This is a genomic window from Vibrio sp. ED004 (assembly GCF_023206395.1).
Taxonomy (GTDB): Bacteria; Pseudomonadota; Gammaproteobacteria; order Enterobacterales; family Vibrionaceae; genus Vibrio.
Genome location: NZ_CP066150.1, coordinates 641858 through 660968 on the forward strand (window position 1 = coordinate 641858; position 19111 = coordinate 660968).

General features: G+C 45.1%; 14 protein-coding genes and 1 pseudogene. 10 read left to right on the forward strand and 5 right to left on the reverse strand.

Annotation, left to right across the window (positions count from 1 at the left end; all coding sequences use genetic code 11):
- Positions 1–9: 9 nt before the first annotated feature.
- Positions 10–1731, reverse strand: coding sequence for a cobalamin biosynthesis protein CobT (locus tag ITG10_RS20350; protein ID WP_017633368.1), 1722 nt, complete (start codon positions 1729–1731; stop codon positions 10–12).
- 3 nt (positions 1732–1734) lie between these two features.
- Complete coding sequence (locus tag ITG10_RS20355) at positions 1735–2715, reverse strand: AAA family ATPase (RefSeq protein ID WP_017633369.1); 981 nt, start codon at positions 2713–2715, stop codon at positions 1735–1737.
- A gap of 265 nt (positions 2716–2980) precedes the next feature.
- Between ITG10_RS20355 and xsc the strand changes: the two genes are divergently transcribed.
- The 10 genes from xsc to ITG10_RS20405 all read left to right on the forward strand — a co-directional run bounded on the left by xsc (position 2981) and on the right by ITG10_RS20405 (position 15264).
- The gene (gene xsc, locus ITG10_RS20360; protein ID WP_017633370.1) at positions 2981–4792 is read left to right on the forward strand and encodes a sulfoacetaldehyde acetyltransferase; all 1812 of its coding nucleotides are present in this window, start codon (positions 2981–2983) and stop codon (positions 4790–4792) included.
- Between the two features lie 429 nt (positions 4793–5221).
- Positions 5222–6028 (forward strand): FRG domain-containing protein, encoded by an 807-nt coding sequence (locus tag ITG10_RS20365; protein ID WP_017633371.1) that lies wholly within the window; start codon positions 5222–5224, stop codon positions 6026–6028.
- A 262-nt stretch (positions 6029–6290) separates the two neighbouring features.
- Complete coding sequence (locus tag ITG10_RS20370) at positions 6291–6728, forward strand: nuclear transport factor 2 family protein (protein WP_017633372.1); 438 nt, start codon at positions 6291–6293, stop codon at positions 6726–6728.
- A 48-nt stretch (positions 6729–6776) separates the two neighbouring features.
- A complete protein-coding gene (locus ITG10_RS20375) occupies positions 6777–8225 on the forward strand; it encodes an FAD-binding oxidoreductase (protein ID WP_017633373.1) in 1449 nt (482 codons plus the stop codon).
- Between the two features lie 117 nt (positions 8226–8342).
- Entirely contained in the window at positions 8343–9344 is a 1002-nt protein-coding gene (locus tag ITG10_RS20380; RefSeq protein ID WP_017059971.1) for a TRAP transporter substrate-binding protein, read from the forward strand.
- Positions 9345–9508: 164 nt separating this feature from the next.
- Entirely contained in the window at positions 9509–10051 is a 543-nt protein-coding gene (locus ITG10_RS20385) for a TRAP transporter small permease (protein WP_017064289.1), read from the forward strand.
- Positions 10052–10088: 37 nt separating this feature from the next.
- Positions 10089–11429: a TRAP transporter large permease gene (locus ITG10_RS20390; RefSeq protein ID WP_017064290.1), complete on the forward strand. Its 1341-nt coding sequence runs from the start codon at positions 10089–10091 to the stop codon at positions 11427–11429.
- A gap of 11 nt (positions 11430–11440) precedes the next feature.
- Positions 11441–12361 (forward strand): cache domain-containing protein, encoded by a 921-nt coding sequence (locus ITG10_RS20395; protein ID WP_017633375.1) that lies wholly within the window; start codon positions 11441–11443, stop codon positions 12359–12361.
- Positions 12362–12597: 236 nt separating this feature from the next.
- On the forward strand, positions 12598–13170 hold the full coding sequence (locus ITG10_RS20400) for a malate synthase (protein WP_017064292.1): 573 nt from the start codon (positions 12598–12600) through the stop codon (positions 13168–13170).
- A gap of 486 nt (positions 13171–13656) precedes the next feature.
- Complete coding sequence (locus ITG10_RS20405; protein WP_017633376.1) at positions 13657–15264, forward strand: BCCT family transporter; 1608 nt, start codon at positions 13657–13659, stop codon at positions 15262–15264.
- 204 nt (positions 15265–15468) lie between these two features.
- Here the strand turns inward: ITG10_RS20405 and ITG10_RS20410 are convergent, their stop codons facing one another.
- The 3 genes and pseudogenes from ITG10_RS20410 to ITG10_RS20420 all read right to left on the reverse strand — a co-directional run bounded on the left by ITG10_RS20410 (position 15469) and on the right by ITG10_RS20420 (position 19042).
- A complete protein-coding gene (locus tag ITG10_RS20410; RefSeq protein ID WP_017633377.1) occupies positions 15469–16395 on the reverse strand; it encodes a M14 family metallocarboxypeptidase in 927 nt (308 codons plus the stop codon).
- Positions 16396–16578: 183 nt separating this feature from the next.
- Positions 16579–17613, reverse strand: coding sequence for a GGDEF domain-containing protein (locus ITG10_RS20415; RefSeq protein ID WP_017633378.1), 1035 nt, complete (start codon positions 17611–17613; stop codon positions 16579–16581).
- 234 nt (positions 17614–17847) lie between these two features.
- Positions 17848–19042: pseudogene (locus ITG10_RS20420) on the reverse strand (ISL3 family transposase).
- Between the last annotated feature and the right edge of the window lie 69 nt (positions 19043–19111).

Consider the following 19111-nt stretch of genomic DNA (forward strand, 5'->3'; position numbering starts at 1 on the left):
CCTCTCTGTTTAAACACGCTTTAGCATCTCAAAGATACTCCTAGATAATCCAAACAAGCAGCTTTCCTGTACATCTAAAGTAATGTTACTGCGGTAGTACGGGCTTAAATCGACGTCCATTCCCACGCCATGAATCTCAATACCATTTTTGGTCGACTCACGCTCAATCACTTGTTTGAGATGGTTATCCAAATAGAACTGATCATTGGCTGTGCTGGTGGCGGTATCCATCGGACAGCCGTCTGAGAACACAATCAACACCTTTCGCTGTGCGCTATGTTGCTGCAAGCGCTGGCTAGCGAACTGAACCGCTTCTCCATCAATCCCTTCTTTAAAGATGTCTGCTTTGCGAAGACTGGCAATGCCAAGGCGAGAGCGTCTCCAGTGGGTATCAAAATCCTTAAACACAATGTGTCGAACTTCGTTTAAACGGCCTGGGTGTTTCGGTTGACCTTGCTTGAGCCACTGTCGATAGACCTTGCCACCATTCCAGTTGTTGGTGGTGAAGCCGATAATCTCGAAAGGGATATTGGCGAGTCCAACGGATTTGAGAATCGTATCCATCAGTAGACTCAGTTTGTGACTGTGTTTTTGCATTGACCCTGAGCAGTCCATTAGAAACGTGATGGCACATTGATGAGATGCGCCAATCTCTGGCTGATAAAAGACAGTACGATCCAACGGCGAAGTGATGAGCTTGGTGATCGTAGTGGCGTTAACAATGCCTTCTTCTAAATGATCCTGACGTCGGTTCCTTTGTGGCGTGGCAACAAAGCTGGTGAGTATAGCGGCCAAGCGGCGAGTGTTTACTTGTCTCGCCATGATGTCATCGGTGAGCTTTTGTCTCAGTTCGAGTAATAGGGCGCGCCTGACGAGTTTGTCTGCCGCGATCACTTGGTCAAATTCTGAATTAAAGACCTGATAATTGGCACCCGACAGTTCAAACACCTTGCTGCTGCCTGTGATGTCGGTATCGACGTCTTCATCTTGAATGTCGCTATCAACGATAAGGGCAAGTTGCGCGAGGATTTTGATGTCTTCTTCAACCGTAGGTGTCGGCGAGTTATTACTCTCTTGTTTTTGGTTGATGAGTTCTTGCGCTAAAGAGGCGAGTTCATTGGCGCAGTGAGCAAATTGCTGTTGGTTTACTCGATATTCCTTCAAGCGTTTCAGGCTACTTCCGAAAATAGGCACGATGCCCGCACGAGTTGATTCAATGGTTTCAGCAATCGGCTCTGAAACTGGAACACCGGTTAAGCGGGTATGGATAACCTGCATCAGTGTGAACAGCAACATACCAATTCGTGATTCAGTAAAGCCATTCTGATGGTACTGATCACTCCAATACGCAAAGTTGAACTGAATACTCTTAGTCACGCCTTTTAGGTAAGACGGGACTTGTGACTCGATTCGTACCTGTTCGCAAAAATCATATAACAGACGTTCGACTTCGTTTGTTGGTCGTAATGAATAGTGAAGATCAGTATCTGAAAACAATAGTCTCAGTGCCGATGAATCGATCTTGCCTTGCATTGAGAGCTTGCTGTTTGTTAACTCATGGCGAGACACAAAGGTGAGATCGTTGGTGTGTGCAGACTGATAATAGCAGGGGCTATTGCCGTTATAGAGACGCTCTCCCCGATAATTCAGGTTCAATTCTCCACTGATCGCTCTAGCGACAGACACACCAAGGTCGAGGATCTTTTTCTGCTGAGAAGAAACATTGGCCATGGTTTACGACTCCGACTGCGCATAACTCTGAGTAGGCGTTTCTAGGGCCTCACCAAAGCAGCGGAAGTAATATTCGTTTACCAACTCTTTCTCTTCGTCTTCACAACGGTTTAGGAATGAAAGCCTAAATGCCGTGGCTACGTTATCGAATATTCGGATATTTTCGGCCCATGTAATCACGGTTCTCGGAGACATTACCGTCGACAAATCACCTGCTCTAAAACCATTTCGCGTTAAACCAGCGGTTGCGATCATTTTCTCAACTAATTGCTGACCACTTTCATTGTTCAGCTCTGGGCGCTTTGATAACACGATCTTGATTTCATGTTGCGGATCTAAATAGTTAAGCGTGGCGATGATGTTCCATCGGTCAAGTTGGCTATGGTTAAGCACCTGAGTACCGGAATACAAACCCGAGAAATTACCCAAACCAAGTGTGTTACAGGTAGCAAAGAGGCGGAAAGAAGGGTGAGGCGTGATCACTCGGTTTTGCTCTAAAGAGGTGTATTTGCCGTCTTGCTCTAAGAGTTGTTGAATCACAAACATCACATCTGGTCGTCCTGCATCGTATTCGTCTAATACCAGAGCGATGGGCTGCTGGATGCTTTGCGGAAGAATGCCTTCTTTAAACTCTGTCACCTGCATTCCATCTTTAATGACGATGCTGTCCTTTCCTATGAAATCCAATCGGCTTAAGTGCCCGTCTAGGTTGATCCTCAAACACGGCCAGTTCAATCTCGCGGCGATTTGCTCAATGTGGGAAGACTTGCCCGTTCCGTGTGTACCTTGTATCAACGTGCGGCGATTAGAGGTGAAGCCCGCCAATATCGCTAGCGTTACTTCAGGATCAAAACAGTAGTTAGGATCGACCTTGGGTACATACTCTCCCGCATGCTCAAACGCCAATACCGTTAGGTTGCTGTCGATGCCAAAACACTCTCTCACACTTACTGCTTGCGTTGGTATCAATTCCGCATCATTCATTTTTCTTCTCTCTTAATAGCTTCCATTGACTGCCGCGATGGGCGATATGTCATCGATTATTAACAGCTCACTCTAAGTTAACGGCACTTTTTGTACAAAAAACTATCAATAATGTGATCCAGTTTTATTAATTAGAATGAATTGTTCCAATTTAACATAAAAAGTTGACGCGCAAAAAATCTACTACTAAGGTGAAAATGAATTCGAAAAAGAGACAATTCATTCCGAAAAATGAAATTTTGGTTAACTCAAGGAGAATGGAAGAATGAGTGAGCAAGAAAAACGTACGGTTGTTTCCGGCACAGTAACAATGACACCATCAGAAGCGTTCGTTGAAACTATGGTTGCTAATGATGTTACTGACATGTTCGGCATCATGGGGTCAGCATTTATGGACGCAATGGATATCTTTGCTCCAGCTGGCATTCGATTGGTCCCAGTGGTACACGAGCAAGGTGCTGCTCACATGGCAGATGGCTACTCTCGTGTATCTGGTCGCCATGGTGTGGTTATCGGGCAGAATGGCCCAGGTATTAGTAACTGTGTAACTGCGATTGCAGCGGCATTCTGGGCACACAGCCCGGTCGTGATTGTGACGCCAGAGACTGGTACTAAAACAATGGGCTTAGGTGGTTTCCAAGAGTGTAACCAACTTCCAATGTTCCAAGAGTTTACTAAGTATCAAGGACACGTAACGCACCCAGACCGTATGGCGGAATACACGGGCCGATGCTTTGACCGCGCAATGAGCGAAATGGGTCCGACTCAACTGAATATCCCACGTGATTATTTCTACGGCGAAACTCAAACCGAGATCCCTAAGCCAGCGCGTTTAGACCGTGGCCCGGGTGGTGAGAAGTCTCTGAATGAAGCGGCAGACCTAATTGCTGAAGCGAAATTCCCAGTCATCATTTCTGGTGGCGGCGTGGTAATGGCTGATGCAGTTCAAGAGTGTGCGGCATTGGCAGAAAGACTAGGCGCACCCGTAGTAAACAGCTACCTACACAATGACTCTTTCCCTGCTAGCCACCCATTATGGTGTGGTCCTTTAGGCTACCAAGGTTCGAAAGCAGCAATGAAGTTGATGGCTCAAGCGGATGTGGTTATCGCTTTGGGTACACGTCTTGGTCCATTCGGTACTTTGCCTCAACATGGCATGGATTACTGGCCGAAAGACGCGAAAATCATCCAGATCGATGCAGACAACAAGATGCTTGGCCTCGTTAAGAAGATCTCTGTTGGTATCTGTGGCGACGCAAAAGCAGCGGCTGTGGCATTAGCTGAAAGACTGGAAGGTCGTGCACTGTTGTGTGATGACAATAAAGGTGCTCGCCAAGACACAGTGGCAACAGAAAAAGCGTTGTGGGAAAAAGAGCTTGATGAGTGGACGCACGAACGTGACTCGTTCAGCTTGGATATGATTGAAGAAAACTCGCATGAGACTCCGTTCTCTGGTGGCGAATATTTACACCCACGCCAAGTACTGCGTGAACTAGAAAAAGCGATGCCAGAAGACGTTATGGTCTCAACGGATATCGGTAACATCAACTCGGTGGCAAATAGCTACTTACGCTTTGAAAAACCACGTAGCTTCTTTGCGGCAATGAGTTTCGGTAACTGTGGTTACGCGTTCCCGACCATCATTGGTGCGAAAGCGGCAGCTCCTCATCGTCCAGCTATTTCTTATGCAGGCGACGGTGCGTGGGGCATGAGCTTGATGGAGACCATGACATGTGTTCGTCATAACATTCCAGTGACAGCCGTGGTATTCCACAACCGTCAATGGGGAGCAGAGAAGAAGAACCAAGTCGACTTCTACAACCGACGCTTCGTTGCTGGTGAACTGGACAACCAAAGCTTTGCGGAAATCGCACGAGCAATGGGCGCTGAAGGTATCACGGTTGATCAGCTAGAAGATGTAGGTCCAACTCTGCAAAAAGCCATCGATATGCAAATGAACGAAGGCAAAACAACCATCATTGAAATCATGTGTACTCAGGAATTGGGCGACCCGTTCCGCCGAGATGCACTATCAACGCCGGTTCGTTTCCTAGATAAGTACAAAGACTACGTATAAGTCATAGGAAGTTTGCCCGACCAAAACCGTCTCGTGAATGCTAGATAAAGAGTTATCGAGAATGTGGTTGGGCAAACAAATTAAGCTCTAACACTAGCCACTAATTTTAAATTGGATGATGAAACAGAACGGGTCAACGACCGAGTTGTTTTTAAAGATTCTTAATAGTGCAGATATCTAAGTATTGGGTCATATATTTCTATTATTTCGCTCTAAATATTAGAGCCCTAATGAAATAACCAAGGTGAATAGGTGTTCGGTTTCATTAATAGAGACTTATCAATAATTATTATGAGTTGCTTTTAAATAGTAATTACCGATAAGTCGATAGAGTTATTAGACTTTAGTCTGTGTATTTTATTACACGTCAGTTTTTAACGAATAAATTTTAATTTAGTTATTTATATTGTCGAGTGGTTGGAACCAAATATGAACAATAAACGTTATATCAGCACACTCGGAGAACTGTATAAAATAATCGATTCATTAATGACTGAATGCAGTGACCAACTTGGTTTGATGTATAACGTGTGTGATTATGAAAATAATAATCTAATGCCAAGTTTAGGGCGTTCCAATCGTAAGAACATACGCCGTGTCGAACAAGAGCTGCTTTCAACGGTGAGAGTTTACGGTGGTCACTCGCTGAGTTCTAACGACATAAATGACTGGTTATTGATGTGTTTAGCCAAGAAGCAGGGCTTTCCCACCCGCTTACTGGAATGGACCGATAACCTGTTAAATGCGCTTTGGTCGGTGTGTCACAGCCAAAGTAAAGACTGCATAAACATAATTCAAGCTATTGATTATCAGAGGGTTAGTGTTTTTCACTCGCCGTGTGATCTCAACAAAACTCAGATATTTAATGTGGCGGATTGCGATCAGCAAGAGCCACGTAAGGACAAGTGGTATTCCATTCACCCATTTAAGGAAGGTGGCAATGATGCCATTCAGCCTTTGTACGATGAGAAAGAATATTCAAACGGTCTAGTGTCCGTTCATATTCTTCCATCAGTGAAAGTAAACCTGATAAAGGAGTTAATATCCATGAACGTTTTAAATGAACCGACAGAGTATGTCGAAGAGAAACTAACGGATTTAAAAAACGAAGCACATGCAGATAACAACCAAGTCATAAATAAAGGTGACGGCAATATCGAATTGCAAGTTAATACTCATGATCGTCAACTTGAACAGTATGGTCGAAAGTATCATCAAGACTTTGATTTCGACTAAAGGCTAACACGTTCTAATTTAATTATACCTCTTATATCGTGAGCGAAAAATCGAGTAATTAAAATTAGAACACTAATTAATTTATAAAAAGATGAAATCTGTGAGCTTAGAGATTGTTTATAACCTAACTCGAAGTTAGAGTGACGAACCTTGTTATCAAGTTGTTAAATTTTCACAGATCTAGTTTAAACACTCTAATAAAAAAGTGGCGCAAAGCTACTGAAATTTAAACCAATAACGAAAACATAAAGGATTCTGGAATATGAATATGCAAACCAATGCAGCGACATTCGTGCTGGAAAACCAAGTCGATACCGCCTTTTTACAGTCTTTTAGTGATGCGTGGAATAACCATGATATTGAAGCGCTGATGTCTTTCATGACAGAAGACTGTGTATTCCACACAGTGGCAGGAGAAGGCTTGCTTGGAAACACTATCGAAGGGTACGAAGCGGTTCGAAATAGCTTTGAGTTGGTTTGGCAGAACTTTCCAGATGCGGCTTGGAGCGACCCTGTCCACTTTGTATGCGGTGACCGCGCAGTGAGTGAATCAACGTTTTCTGCGACGAACCCAGATGGCAGCGTCATCGAAGCTCGCATGGTCGACGTGTTTACTCTGAAAGATGGAAAAATCAGCGTAAAAAATGCCTTCCGTAAAACACGACCTCTTTTGACTCCTAACAACACTCCCAAGAGCTAGACACGAAACCACAACCCGTTCACGTGTTATGACTAGGAGAGTCGAATTATGAGTTTAGTAATTGAACAACCGGCAGCCGATGTGCCGCCAAAGGTGAAAAGCACCCAAGCAAAAGATAAATACGATCCAAAATACGATCCACTTAAAGACAAGAGCCCAGGTCACGGTAAGGAATACGCCCCGACTTATTGGGTAGATACCGCTGGCGCACCACCTGAAGATGATGGCCCAATCACGTCAGACATGGATGTCGATGTGGCAATAATCGGTTCAGGCTACACAGGCCTAAGTACCGCGATACACCTTGCAGAAATGTACGGCATTAAAGCGACTGTGATTGAAGCTAACCGTATGAGTTGGGGCTGCAGTACCCGAAATGGTGGCCAAGCACAGTGTGCTTCTGGGCGTTTGAAGCGTTCTCAGTGGATTGAACGCTGGGGCTTAGAAACGGCGCTAAAAATGCACCGCGAATGCGTCGATGGCATGAACACCTTTAAGTCTCTAATCAAAGACATCGATTGTGACCCACAACCGGGAGGCCATTTATATGTCGCTCACCGTCCAAAAGTGATGGCAACACTCGAGAAAGAGGCCAAGTTGCTGCGTGACACGTTCGATTACGATGCGCAGATCTTAGATGCGGAAACCGTAAAGCGTGATTACGTTGGTGACCAAGAAGCGGCAGGCGCAATGCATGAGCCAGAAGGGATTGGTATTCATGCAGGGAAATTGGCGTTTGGCTATCTAAGAAAGGCGCGAGCACTCGGCGTGAAAGTTCACCCGTCTAGCCCGGTTATGGGATGGGAAACTCGTGGCGGTGTGCATTACCTGAAAACGCCTGGTGGAGTTGTGAAGGCGCGCTCAGTCGGTGTTTGTACGGGTGGGTACACCAGTCAAGGTTTGCATTCCGAGCTTAAGAATCGCCTGTTGCCAGTGCTTTCGAACTCGATGGTGACACGTCCCTTAACTCAAGACGAAATCGCCGCGTGTAACTTCAAAACCAATCAAGTGATTACTGATACTCGAATTCTGCGCCACTACTACCGTTTGTTGCCAGATAACCGAGTACAGATTGGTACACGCAGTGCCATCAGTGGCAAGAACGCACCTGAAAAGAAATATGAAGACATGTTGCGAGCGGATTTAACCCGAAAATTCCCGTCTCTCGATCAGATCCAAATCGATTATTCATGGTGGGGCTGGGTGGATGTTAGCCACGACATGATGCCGAGAATTTATCAGCCGAATCCGAAACAATCCATCTTCTACGCACTGGGTTATGGCGGCAATGGTGTGATGTACTCCGCTCAAGCAGGTAAGCGCCTTGCTCAGTGGATAGCAGGCGAAGGTCACAAGCTCGACCTACCAATATTTGAATCAAAACTTCCGTTCCCCAACGTGAGGGAAGTGGTGGAATCAGAGATGTTTGCACCGTTTCGAAGAATGGGGCAGCGGTTCCTTTATCAGTGGTATTCGTTAAAGGATGAAAGGCTGTAACTACCCGAACATTGTTTCCAAAATAGGGAAATAGAATTACGACCAGGAAAGTTGTACCAGGTCACCTTGTGAGCAAAGTACAGGCAGGAAGTCTGTATGATAGGAAAGGTTAAGACTATGAAATTGATTAAAAATAAAATTATTGCTGGTGTCACTATTGTAGCAACAGCGGTGCTATCTCATACCGCGGCAGCTGCGAATTTTAAAATGGCCATCGGCGATGCTGCTGGTGGTACGCAGTGGGAATTAGCGACCTCATTCTCTGAACTGATGGAGCAAAAAACAGACGGTAAAGTAAAAATCGATCTGTTCCCGAATGGCCAATTAGGCAACGAGCAAGACACAGTCAACGATGCGGCAATCGGGCTTCTCGACTTCTCTGTACTGGCGATCAACAACGTGACGCCTTTCTCTCCAACCGTTGGTCTATTGACCATGCCTTACGTGATTCAAAGCGCAGAAGAAGCAGTGCTACTGACTCAAGGTCAGGTAGGCCAAGACTTAGTCGATAACACGATTCGTGATGCTGGTGTTCGTATTGTCGGTTGGGCTTATTCTGGCTTTAGGGTTTTGACCAACTCGAAAAAGCCTGTTGCTTCACCAGAAGATTTGAAAGGGCTAGTGATTCGTGTTCCTCGTAACGAAATCATGATCGCATCTTATCAAGCATGGGGTGTAAACCCAACGCCAATGGCGTGGTCTGAGACTTTCACTGGCCTGCAACAAGGCGTGGTAGATGGACAAGATAACCCTTACATCACAGTCCACGCGATGAAGTTCAACGAAGTACAAAAGTACGTGACCAACATTCGCTACATTTTCTCTCTAGAACCTCTAATCGTGAGTGAAACGGTCTTCCAACAACAGACACCTGAAATGCAAAAGATCATTCTTGAAGCGGGTCAGGAAGCGACAGAGCACAGCTTTGCTTATCTAGAAAACACGGAAAACAAGATTCGCGAAGAGCTACAAGCGAAAGGCATGGTATTCACAGACCCAGCAGACAACGAGCAAGAGTGGATCAGCAAGGTGACCAAGTCAGTTTGGCCTAAGTTCTACTCAAGCATTGGAGGCAAAGACAAGCTAGACGACGTTCTTGAGTTACTAGGTAGAAAGTAACGATTAGATTCGCCCTATCTGCTGTTCTCCGCTACTTAATCACCTAGCGTTAGAACAGTGAGATAGGGCATTTACATGGCTGTACTCGTTGATCTGTTCTGTACCTGATCTTTTTAGGACCGTGAGCGACTGGTTGTCATGTGGAAATCAACATTGGAGGTTATATGTCAGTCGCTAAAACAATAAAAAAGCACCTAAACAACATTGAGGAATATACGTGTTGTCTGCTGCTCGCAAGCTTTGTCCTATTGCTGTTCACACAAATCCTTACTCGCCAGTTCTTTGATTACTCCATTCCTTGGGGGGATGAGGTTGCTACTTACATGTTCGTTTGGTTTGCCTATCTAGGGGCTGTTGTTGCGGCCAAGATGTCGGCGCACAACCGAGTAAGCTTTCACTTTAAATTTTTTCCGCCAATCGTGCAGACCGTGAGTGAAACCATCGCTGACTTCTTATGGCTCTGTTTCAACGGCTACTTCGTTTACCTCAGCTACGACTTCGTGTTCAACAAAATGAATCTGTTTTGGAAGTCTCAGACTACAGGTATCCCGATGAAGTACTTCTACATGATTTTACCTATCGCGTTTTCACTGATGATGATTCGAATTATCTGGAACAACTATGAGCGTCTATTCAAAGGCGCAACCAACGAAGATCCAGAAGTCAAAGAATTGCGCAAAATGACGGCACAAAAGTCCGCGCAATAGTCATCACAGAGAATAGTCGTAATAGAGAGATGTAATAATGGAATCCTATTTAACTCTAATTTTATTTGGTGGCTTCTTAACCCTGTTAATTCTAGGTGCACCAATCACAGTATCACTGGCCGGCGCTTCAATGGCGGCCTATATGTTGCTCGACAAAAATCCCATCGCTTTAGTACAAATTGCGTTTACTTCGGTGGGTAACTTCCCATTAATGGCGCTGCCAGCCTTTGTTCTTGCTGGCGCGTTAATGGAGGCGGCGGGGATCTCCAAACGTCTGGTGGATATCGCCGAAAGCTTGGCCGGGCCCGTAACGGGTGGCCTTGGCGCGGCAACGGTAATGGCGTGTCTTTTCTTTGGTGCTATCTCAGGTTCTGGTCCTGCAACAACCGCAGCGGTAGGCATGCTAATGGTGCCCGCGATGGTTAAGCGTGACTACGATAAGAGCTACGCATCGGCAGTAACGGCCGCATCAGGTGGCTTGGGCATCATCATTCCTCCATCCATTCCCTTAGTTATTTTTGGCATTTCTGCGATGGGATTAATGGCACCGCCAGAAGCCATTGCTCAGCATGGGCAGTTTGCTTCTTTGTCTATTCCAAAACTGTTTGTTGCTGGGGTTGTGCCGGGTTTCATTATGGCGTCGACGCTAGTGGTCACTAACTATTTCATTGCTAAGCGTGAAGGCTATAAAGGGCTTACCGAAACATGGTCGTTTGGTGATGTAAGGCATTACTTGCGCCGCGGTTTATGGTCGATATTAGCGCCATTCTTGATTCTTGGTGGTATCTACAGCGGTATGTTTACACCAACAGAGTCTGCGGTTGTGGCGATTTTTTATTCGCTATTTGTGGGTGTGTTTATTCACCGAGAGTTGTCGTTCAAAAGCGTGATGAAATCTTTGTCGACCACCACATGGATCACCGGACGCGTATTGTTAATCCTCTTTGCTGCCACTGTGTTCGGACGCCTGTTGATAGAACAAAAAATCCCAGTTGTTGTGGCGGAATCGCTACTTAGTTTTACCGACAACATGTACATGGTGTGGGCACTAACGATTACCTTGCTGCTGTTCATCGGCATGTTCATGGAAACCTTGGCGGCGATCATGATCATTGTGCCTGTTCTGCTGCCAATCATGTACATGCTGGGCGCCGATCCTACCCACGTTGGTATCGTGGTGGTGTGTACCTTATCGATAGGTTTTGCGACACCACCGCTCGGTGAAAATATCTTTGTCGCCTCGGGGATTGGTGGCTCTACGGTTGAGCAAATCACCGCGAAGATCCATCCCTTTGTTCTTGCTTCTGTTGTGGGCGTTTTCGTAATCGCTTTCTTCCCACAAATTACGCTTTGGCTACCGTCCTTAGTCGGCTATTAGGAGAGATAACCATGAATTTATCCAGAATCATCCTCATTGGTTGTGCCGTGTTTGCAGTGGTGAGTGGCATTAGTTTACGTGCCGAACACTCTGAAACAGAGAAAGAAGCCAAGCCTGTTAATGTGCTTGATATTTCTGAACCACATGTTGTTAGTAAGGCTGAAAGAAGAGCTAAAACCTTGTTGGCAAAAGCGGTGGTGCACGTTCAAAAAGAAGGTGACGACAGCGTCAAAGACTTCATGAGTGATGCCGAATATATAGACGGTGAGCTCTATGTGTTTGCTCTTGGTATTGATGGCCAATTCCTTGCCAGTGGCGGCTCTTCCATGGTGCTGGTGGGCGACAGTGTGTTGGATACCCAAGACGTTTACGGCAATCCTTTTTTCCGTGAAATGATCACCAAAGCGGTACACAAGGGTTTTGGTCAGGTGAAGTACCACTGGACTAATCCTACTGACCGAATGGGCGAACCTAAAACCACTTTTTTCGAGCGTGTTGGTGATGTGATCGTGGCCGTGGGGTATTACCCAGAACGTTCCAGTGCTGCAGAAGCTAAGCGATTATTGGCGAGAGCCATGACTGCGATGGTGGAGTCTGAGCAAGACAGCATTACTGAATTTAATGATACCGAAGGCAGTTTTGTAGAAGGGGACTTGTATGTGTTTGTGATGGATATGAGTTCAGGAAAGCTGCTCGCACATGGTGTGTCTCCTGAGCTTGTTGGGCGTTCACACAACGAAATTCTAAGTCCTGACGATAAGCCGATTCTCACTGAGATGTTAAACCTAGCCAAAGAAAATGGTCGTGGCGTTTACACCTATCGATGGTTAAATCCGCTGTCGAGCAAAGTGGAAACTAAGCACACTTACTATCGAGTTATCGACAATAAGTTAGTTGGGGTGGGTTATTACACAAATTCAAACAATACGTAAACGCGTTTCTACGGAACCCTCAACCCAGTTAAATAAAGGGCTGGGGGCTCGAAATGCCGGTTTGTGTAAAAAAGCAATTTAGTAAAATTCACACTGTGTAATTTTTGTTGTGAAATTGTTTCAAAAATAACAGTAGTATGAAAAACATGGAAACCACACAGTAAAGAACAATTTTGAAAAGGGTCTATTGGGATGTTTGACCTAAATGAAATTTAAAGCCGTACGAGGGATAGACTATGAATATGCTGACACTAGACAAAACAGAACTTCACAGAAACCATTCAACATTTATTGCTGAAGCTGTCTTTGCCGTCGAAATGGTGAAAGCAGACAAGCAACTCGAAAAACAAAAAATGGCGAAACAGTTGCTTGATACTCTATTTCCTCTAGAGACGGGTTCACATGAAGATGTAGTGAGCTACGAGATCGATTACCGACACGTTCAGGTTTACTTCAAGAATGGCGAACATACTGGACTGAAACGCGCTAAACACTTTGTGGCTTACACAGGTGATAAATCTAAGCCTTCAGCAATCCTATTCCGTGATGAAAGCGGTACGCACGTTGAAGTGACAATCGGTGCTCGTAAAGGCACTGGCCGCCTGGAGTTAGTTGATATTCAAGATATCCAATTAGAGACATGCACCACGTTTGGTCAAACTGAGGCCAGCCGCTCTTCAGGTATTCGTCACTGGGTGAGTTTAGTAAAAGGCGATGAAAGTGGCCGCCCGAATGCATCAAGTGAAGACAAAGAGTTCACGGCGAAAAATGGTGAAGACTATAACCTCGGTTTTTGCTTCGCGATCTAATGTACTGTCTTTGAAATGTGCAGTGCTGATCTGCGAGACGCAGCACTGATATTTGAACACTGATTTCTCTTTTACCTTTGGTAACTTTCCCCGCCCCTATAGCGGGGCTTTTTTATTAGAGCTATAAGTAAATTGGGTGGTTATTAAAATTATCTGTAGAAACTTTGAATGATATTTTACGGTGCGTTATTTTAATTTAATACTCTGTATTTAAAGGTTTTTATTTGTTTATTTTATTCTGTTTTTATTGCCTCAACTATCATAATTGACGGTGGTTTGGGTGACTATTGAGCGAAAACTCAGTCAAAATGCTTCGTGCTGTGCTATTATGCGCGTCCTGGGATTGAGCTAGTAAGTCCATTTATCACCTTGCTCGGTGGTTTTTATCACGTTTTATTTTTGTGAAATGGCGAGCCAATCAAGTTGTAGTTGGATATGGAGAGCGTCCTTATATTCGTTGATTCGGATATGCGAACATCATAATTTATGAGTTTTAAATCAAAAAAATACAGTATCGATTCTACTGATTATCAAGTTGGTCAAGATAACGTCAGTAAATGGGGCATGGATGTCCATAACACCGTCTTCGTAGCCTCAGTAGGCTTATCTCTTCTCTTCATCATCACTCTTCTTGCTCTTCCTCCTGCAGACGCTAAAGCTGCGATTGATTCTATCAAGGGTGCTGTTTTATCAAAGTTTGACTTCCTCTTTATGTGGGGAGCCAACATCATGTTAGTTTTTGCCGTTATTCTTGCATTCTCACCTCTAGGTAAAGTTCGCTTAGGTGGCGAAGACGCGACTGCGGACTATTCAATGTCATCTTGGATTGCGATGTTATTCGCAGCCGGTATGGGTATTGGACTTATTTTCTGGGGTGTTGCAGAGCCAACCGCGTTCTTCTCGAACTGGTTCGGAACGCCGCTCGATGCAGAACCTTTCACTGCAGCTGGTCGTGAACTGGCACTCGGTGCGACCGTATTCCACTGGGGATTCCATGCTTGGGCTATCTATGGCATGACGGCACTTTGTCTTGCGTATTTTGTTTACAACAAAGGCTTACCGCTATCAATGCGTTCTGTGTTCTACCCAATTTTGGGTGAGCGAGTATGGGGCAAAACGGGTGATGTGATCGATGTACTAACGGTACTGGTTACTCTGTTTGGTCTTGCGACCTCACTAGGCTTAGGTGGTACACAGGCAGCAAGTGGTATCAGCCACGTGTTTGGTTTGGATAACAACATCTTCCTTCAGCAATCTATCATCGTTCTGATCATGGGCTTAGCGATCATCTCAGTACTACGTGGTATGGACGGTGGTGTTAAATTCCTAAGTAACCTGAACATGGTTATTGCGTTTGTATTCCTTGGTCTGATCGCTGTTTTGAACTTCACAACTGTGCTTGATTCTGTCGCGACTGCTGTGACGGGTTATGCGAAAAACATCATTGCACTGAGCCAAAGCTCTGGCCGTGAAGACACAACATGGCTGCATGGCTGGACAGTGTTCTACTGGGCATGGTGGGTTGCGTATGCACCATTCTTCGGTATGTTCGTAGCGCGTATTTCTAAGGGCCGTACGGTTCGTGAATTCCTACTTTGCGTATTGATTATCCCAACACTGGTAACGTCTGCTTGGATGTCTATCTTTGGTGGCGTGGCTATCGAGCAAGTGATCAGTCATGTGGGGCAACTTGGCCTCGACCAAGGCATCACAGACGTATCTCTAAGCTTGTTCTACATGCTAGATGCTTACCCGTTTGGTAGCATCCTATCGGTTATCGCTGTGGCACTGATCATCGTGTTCTTCGTTACAACCCTAGATTCAGGTTCTATCGTTATCGATGGCATGACGGCGGGTGGTAAGCTTGAAGTTCCTGTTAAACAGAAAGTGGTTTGGGCGGTTATCTCAGGCGCTATCGCAATGGTGATGTTGTGGATTGGTGGTACTCAATCAATTCAGGCACTGCAATCTATTACGATTATTGCAGCACTGCCGTTTACGATCATTCTTCTGCTTGGCTGTGTAAGCTTGCTGAAAGGCCTCCTGACTGAAGTCGGTAGAGGGCAAGAAACGGTTACTCCGGCAACTAAGTAAATCGCGAACTGAGTAAGTTTCTAGATAGGGACTTACTCGAGTCAGCAGATTCAAAGCTCTCTTGCACCGCGTGCAAGGGAGCTTTTTTTATGCCGTAGAAGAAATTAGCGAAAGAGAAACAAAAAAGAGCCACAAGTGAATAGTCACTTGTGGCTCTTTTAGTTCTTAGCTCTTGCTATTAGGTACTGATTAGCGGGTTTGCGCTTAGGCGTTCAATTCGTGCTGAATAACGTAATCTAAAGCACCAACAACAGCAGCAACTTGAGCATCGTTACACTCTTCGTCTGTTACTTTGTCGCTGTCTGGGTAAACCTCAGTAGTCGTGCCGTACTTACAATCCGTCACACCGCCACATAAACCAAGCTTCTTCATTGGGTAATTGATTACGCCGTGTTGAGTGACGTCTGAACCAATGATCTTGCCTTCGTCATCCGCTGGTGCGATGTGCGTTACTTTTTCAACTGAAGCGATGACAGCGGCTTGGAATTCAGGTTGAGGGTTTTCAGTGTCACCCACTGTGTAGAAACCGTCTGGGATCATACCTTCGATGTACTCAATACCATCACGTGCAGCGAGTGCAGGGCGGAATTCAGTTTCATCAGAGTCGGTTGTCTCGTGAAGATCAACGTGAACCAATACTTCTGGCAGAGACGCCACTAATGCACGTAGGTTTGCTGATTCTTCAGCAGGCGTACCGTCATAGAAAGAGCGGTTTGGATCAACTGCATTTGGGTTCCAGCGGTTGATGACTTCGTAACCCCAAGGGCTCACACAAGGTGCAACAACAATGTTGAAGTGCGCTGTGTACTTTTCCGCTTGAGTTGCAGCGAATTTGATTGCGCCATGTACACCACTGGTTTCGTAACCGTGAACACCACCTGTTACGAGGATAGTTGGCTTTGATGCATCCCAGTTTTTGCTCTTGATAGCAAAGAGTGGGAAGCGAGCTTCGTCGTAGCTCAATGCACCGTATTGCTCGATGTCAAAGCGGTCTGCAAGTGCTTTAATCTTTGGCACGACTTCTTGTTGGTATTCACGCTTAACCGTTCTTTGAGCAAACCATGCTTGACGCTCTGCTTCTTGCCATTTTTTTCCTGGCTCACCAATAGGGTAGGTGTAGGTACTTTCCATTGTTTTATCTCTGTGGGGTACGTTGTGATGAAGTGAGAATAATCAGCAGAATGGCATCGTGCAACTCTTATTGAACCTGTGTATGTAAATGACGGCCAACATTCCAAATAACATATGTCAGTACAAGTCAGGTTGATGACTATGGAAGAGGAACTTTTGATATGCTTGATAGCAATGTTTGGGTTAAGCCGAGACAGTTCCTTCGAATTCGCCTTTACATACAGTGTTCCGACCTTGTTCTTTTGCGTGGTACAAGGCTTTATCTGCGCGCTCAATCAGATTAGTTCGCTGGTCATTAGGGTGTAATTGAGCGACCCCAAAGCTCGCCGTTAATGGCTTCTCTTGTTGTTTCCAGAAGGTGTGACTTTCTATTAGTACTTTTAGTTTCTCTGCTGCTGTACATGCATCATTAATGGCAGTGTCTGGCAGCATGATTAAAAACTCTTCACCACCGTAGCGAAATGCCACATCATGTGCTCTTAGATTGTTGATGAGTATCTCACCTAGGTTATGTAACACACGATCACCCACTTGGTGGCCATAAACATCATTAACCTGTTTGAAGTGGTCGATGTCTAAAATGATCACCGACAGAGCGTGTTTATGCCGCAGGCTACGTGTCAATTCTCGGCTGGTCATCTCGTTCATCGCTCTTCGATTATAAAGCTGTGTGAGACTGTCTTTTAATGAAGAGCTATAGAGTGACTCCATCAGTCGAGCATTAAGAATCCAGTTGTAAGTAAAGCCAAGGGTACTTAGAAGAATCGCAGTCATGATGATGGCGAGCTGGTGGACATTACCGGCATGAAGGAAATCGCCGATATTAGGCTCGCGTAGGGTGCACCAGATTCTAAACAGCATAAACAGAGAGTGAATAATAAGCACGCCTGTGAGCAGCATGATCGGCAGTTTCAGGTCTTCTACTTGGTTTTTATTGACGACAATCGCACTTGAAACCGTACAAAGAGTGGCATACACAGAGATGACAACCACACGCGCATTGGTAGAAGGTTCGATGACGGAGTAATAGATCAACGCAGCTAACGCCAGTGGTAAACAAGAGAAAACAACCAGTGGGTAGATTAAGGGAGCATGTCTGATTTGATGCAAACTGAGTACGACCAGAGCGAACCCTAAAGCAATACAGAAATTGGCAGCGACTTTTGAAAGCCAGAAGGAAATATCATCGCCAAAGCTGAGCAGGGAAAATCCTGCCATTAAAAAAAATACGGCATAGAACAGGCTCCGAGTACCTTGAGCCGGTGCTTGATTTCTTTGTTTAATTATTAGCCCGATGCAATAGGTCCCAGAAAGGAACACCATAATTAAACATAGAGTACGAACGTCTAAGCCTAAACTCATCACTATCCATGTAAATTTATGCATTGTATGGAATAAGATTAGGCGCTAATGGCCTAGAATCAAGGGAATTAAGACATAATTAAAAAAGGTTCATCGCGGCTTTCCGGGGAAAGCCGCTTTTATCTTCAAGAAGAAGTAGTCTGTATCTCGATATCCATACCCCATTCGCTTGATTAACTTTATTTTGTTGTTTATCCCTTCCAATGTGCAGGTGTTGAGCGGATAAGTTGCCGATGCAATAATACCGTGAAGATAAGGCCTCAGTTTTCGTGCAAACTCTTTCAATGGCTTAATTCCACTCTCTTGCACTTGTGCCCACCATACCTCCCAGAGCCCCTTAGCATGTGCTTCTGATTTACAGTACCAAAGCTCTTTGAGTTGTGAGCCGAGTATATAAGTGGCCATCAAGTCCTTATTGATATTCAATATTTCAGTAAGATAGCTATCTTGTCGTGCATTTAAATTACCTCTGTTTTTCAGCAGTACCCAGCGTGAGCGCTTCACCCATTGCCTCGCTTTTTTTATCCTGCTTGAGTTTGTTAGCTTGGTCGACTCTGACTCTATCCATCACCTCACGACCGAACTTAGCAACAACATGGAATAAGTCGTAAACGATTTTTGCATTCGGGCAGTGCGCTTGAACTTCAAGGTCAAAAGCCGTATTCATGTCCATTGCGACCGCTTCGATATTGTTACCATGCTTGCCTAACTGCTCGAAAAACGGTCGTATGTCCTTGCGGCTACGACCTAACCCTATCCAAATGACTTGGTGAGTCTTAGCATCAGCGATGACTGTGGCATATCGGTGCCCTTTAAAGATGGCGAACTCGTCCATGACGAGTTGCCTTAGCCCTTCCCATTTCACTGACGGTACCACTTGGCGAAGTCGACGTTTATCTATCTCTTTAATGGTGTGCCAATGAACGCTCGTTAACTGGGAGATATGCTTAATGGGAAGAAGAGGCAGTAGTTGTTCTATATAGCTTTTTAGACGCGTCGTTATACGAGCATAAGGCTCTAACCAAGATAGAAACTCTGTTTTTATGCCGCAGTCACGACACTTGATCCTTCGAGTTTGAACGGAAAGCTCAACAGGAACATTGAACAACATGGCCTCTTTCACATGACGCCATTGATACTCATGGATAGCCTCAGCTTCAAGACCGCAAAGGCATTTAGCCTCAGAATTAGGTTTAAGAGTTAGTGTAACAAGTGATGCTGTCTGGTGAGACTTTACTATTTTAAAGCCTTCCCAGAATGAAGATAGGAAAGTATGATTCGGCATGAAAACGGTAGTTTGTGTATGATTTTTGTTTGGCGACTAAACCATATCACTTACTACCGTTTTTTTGTT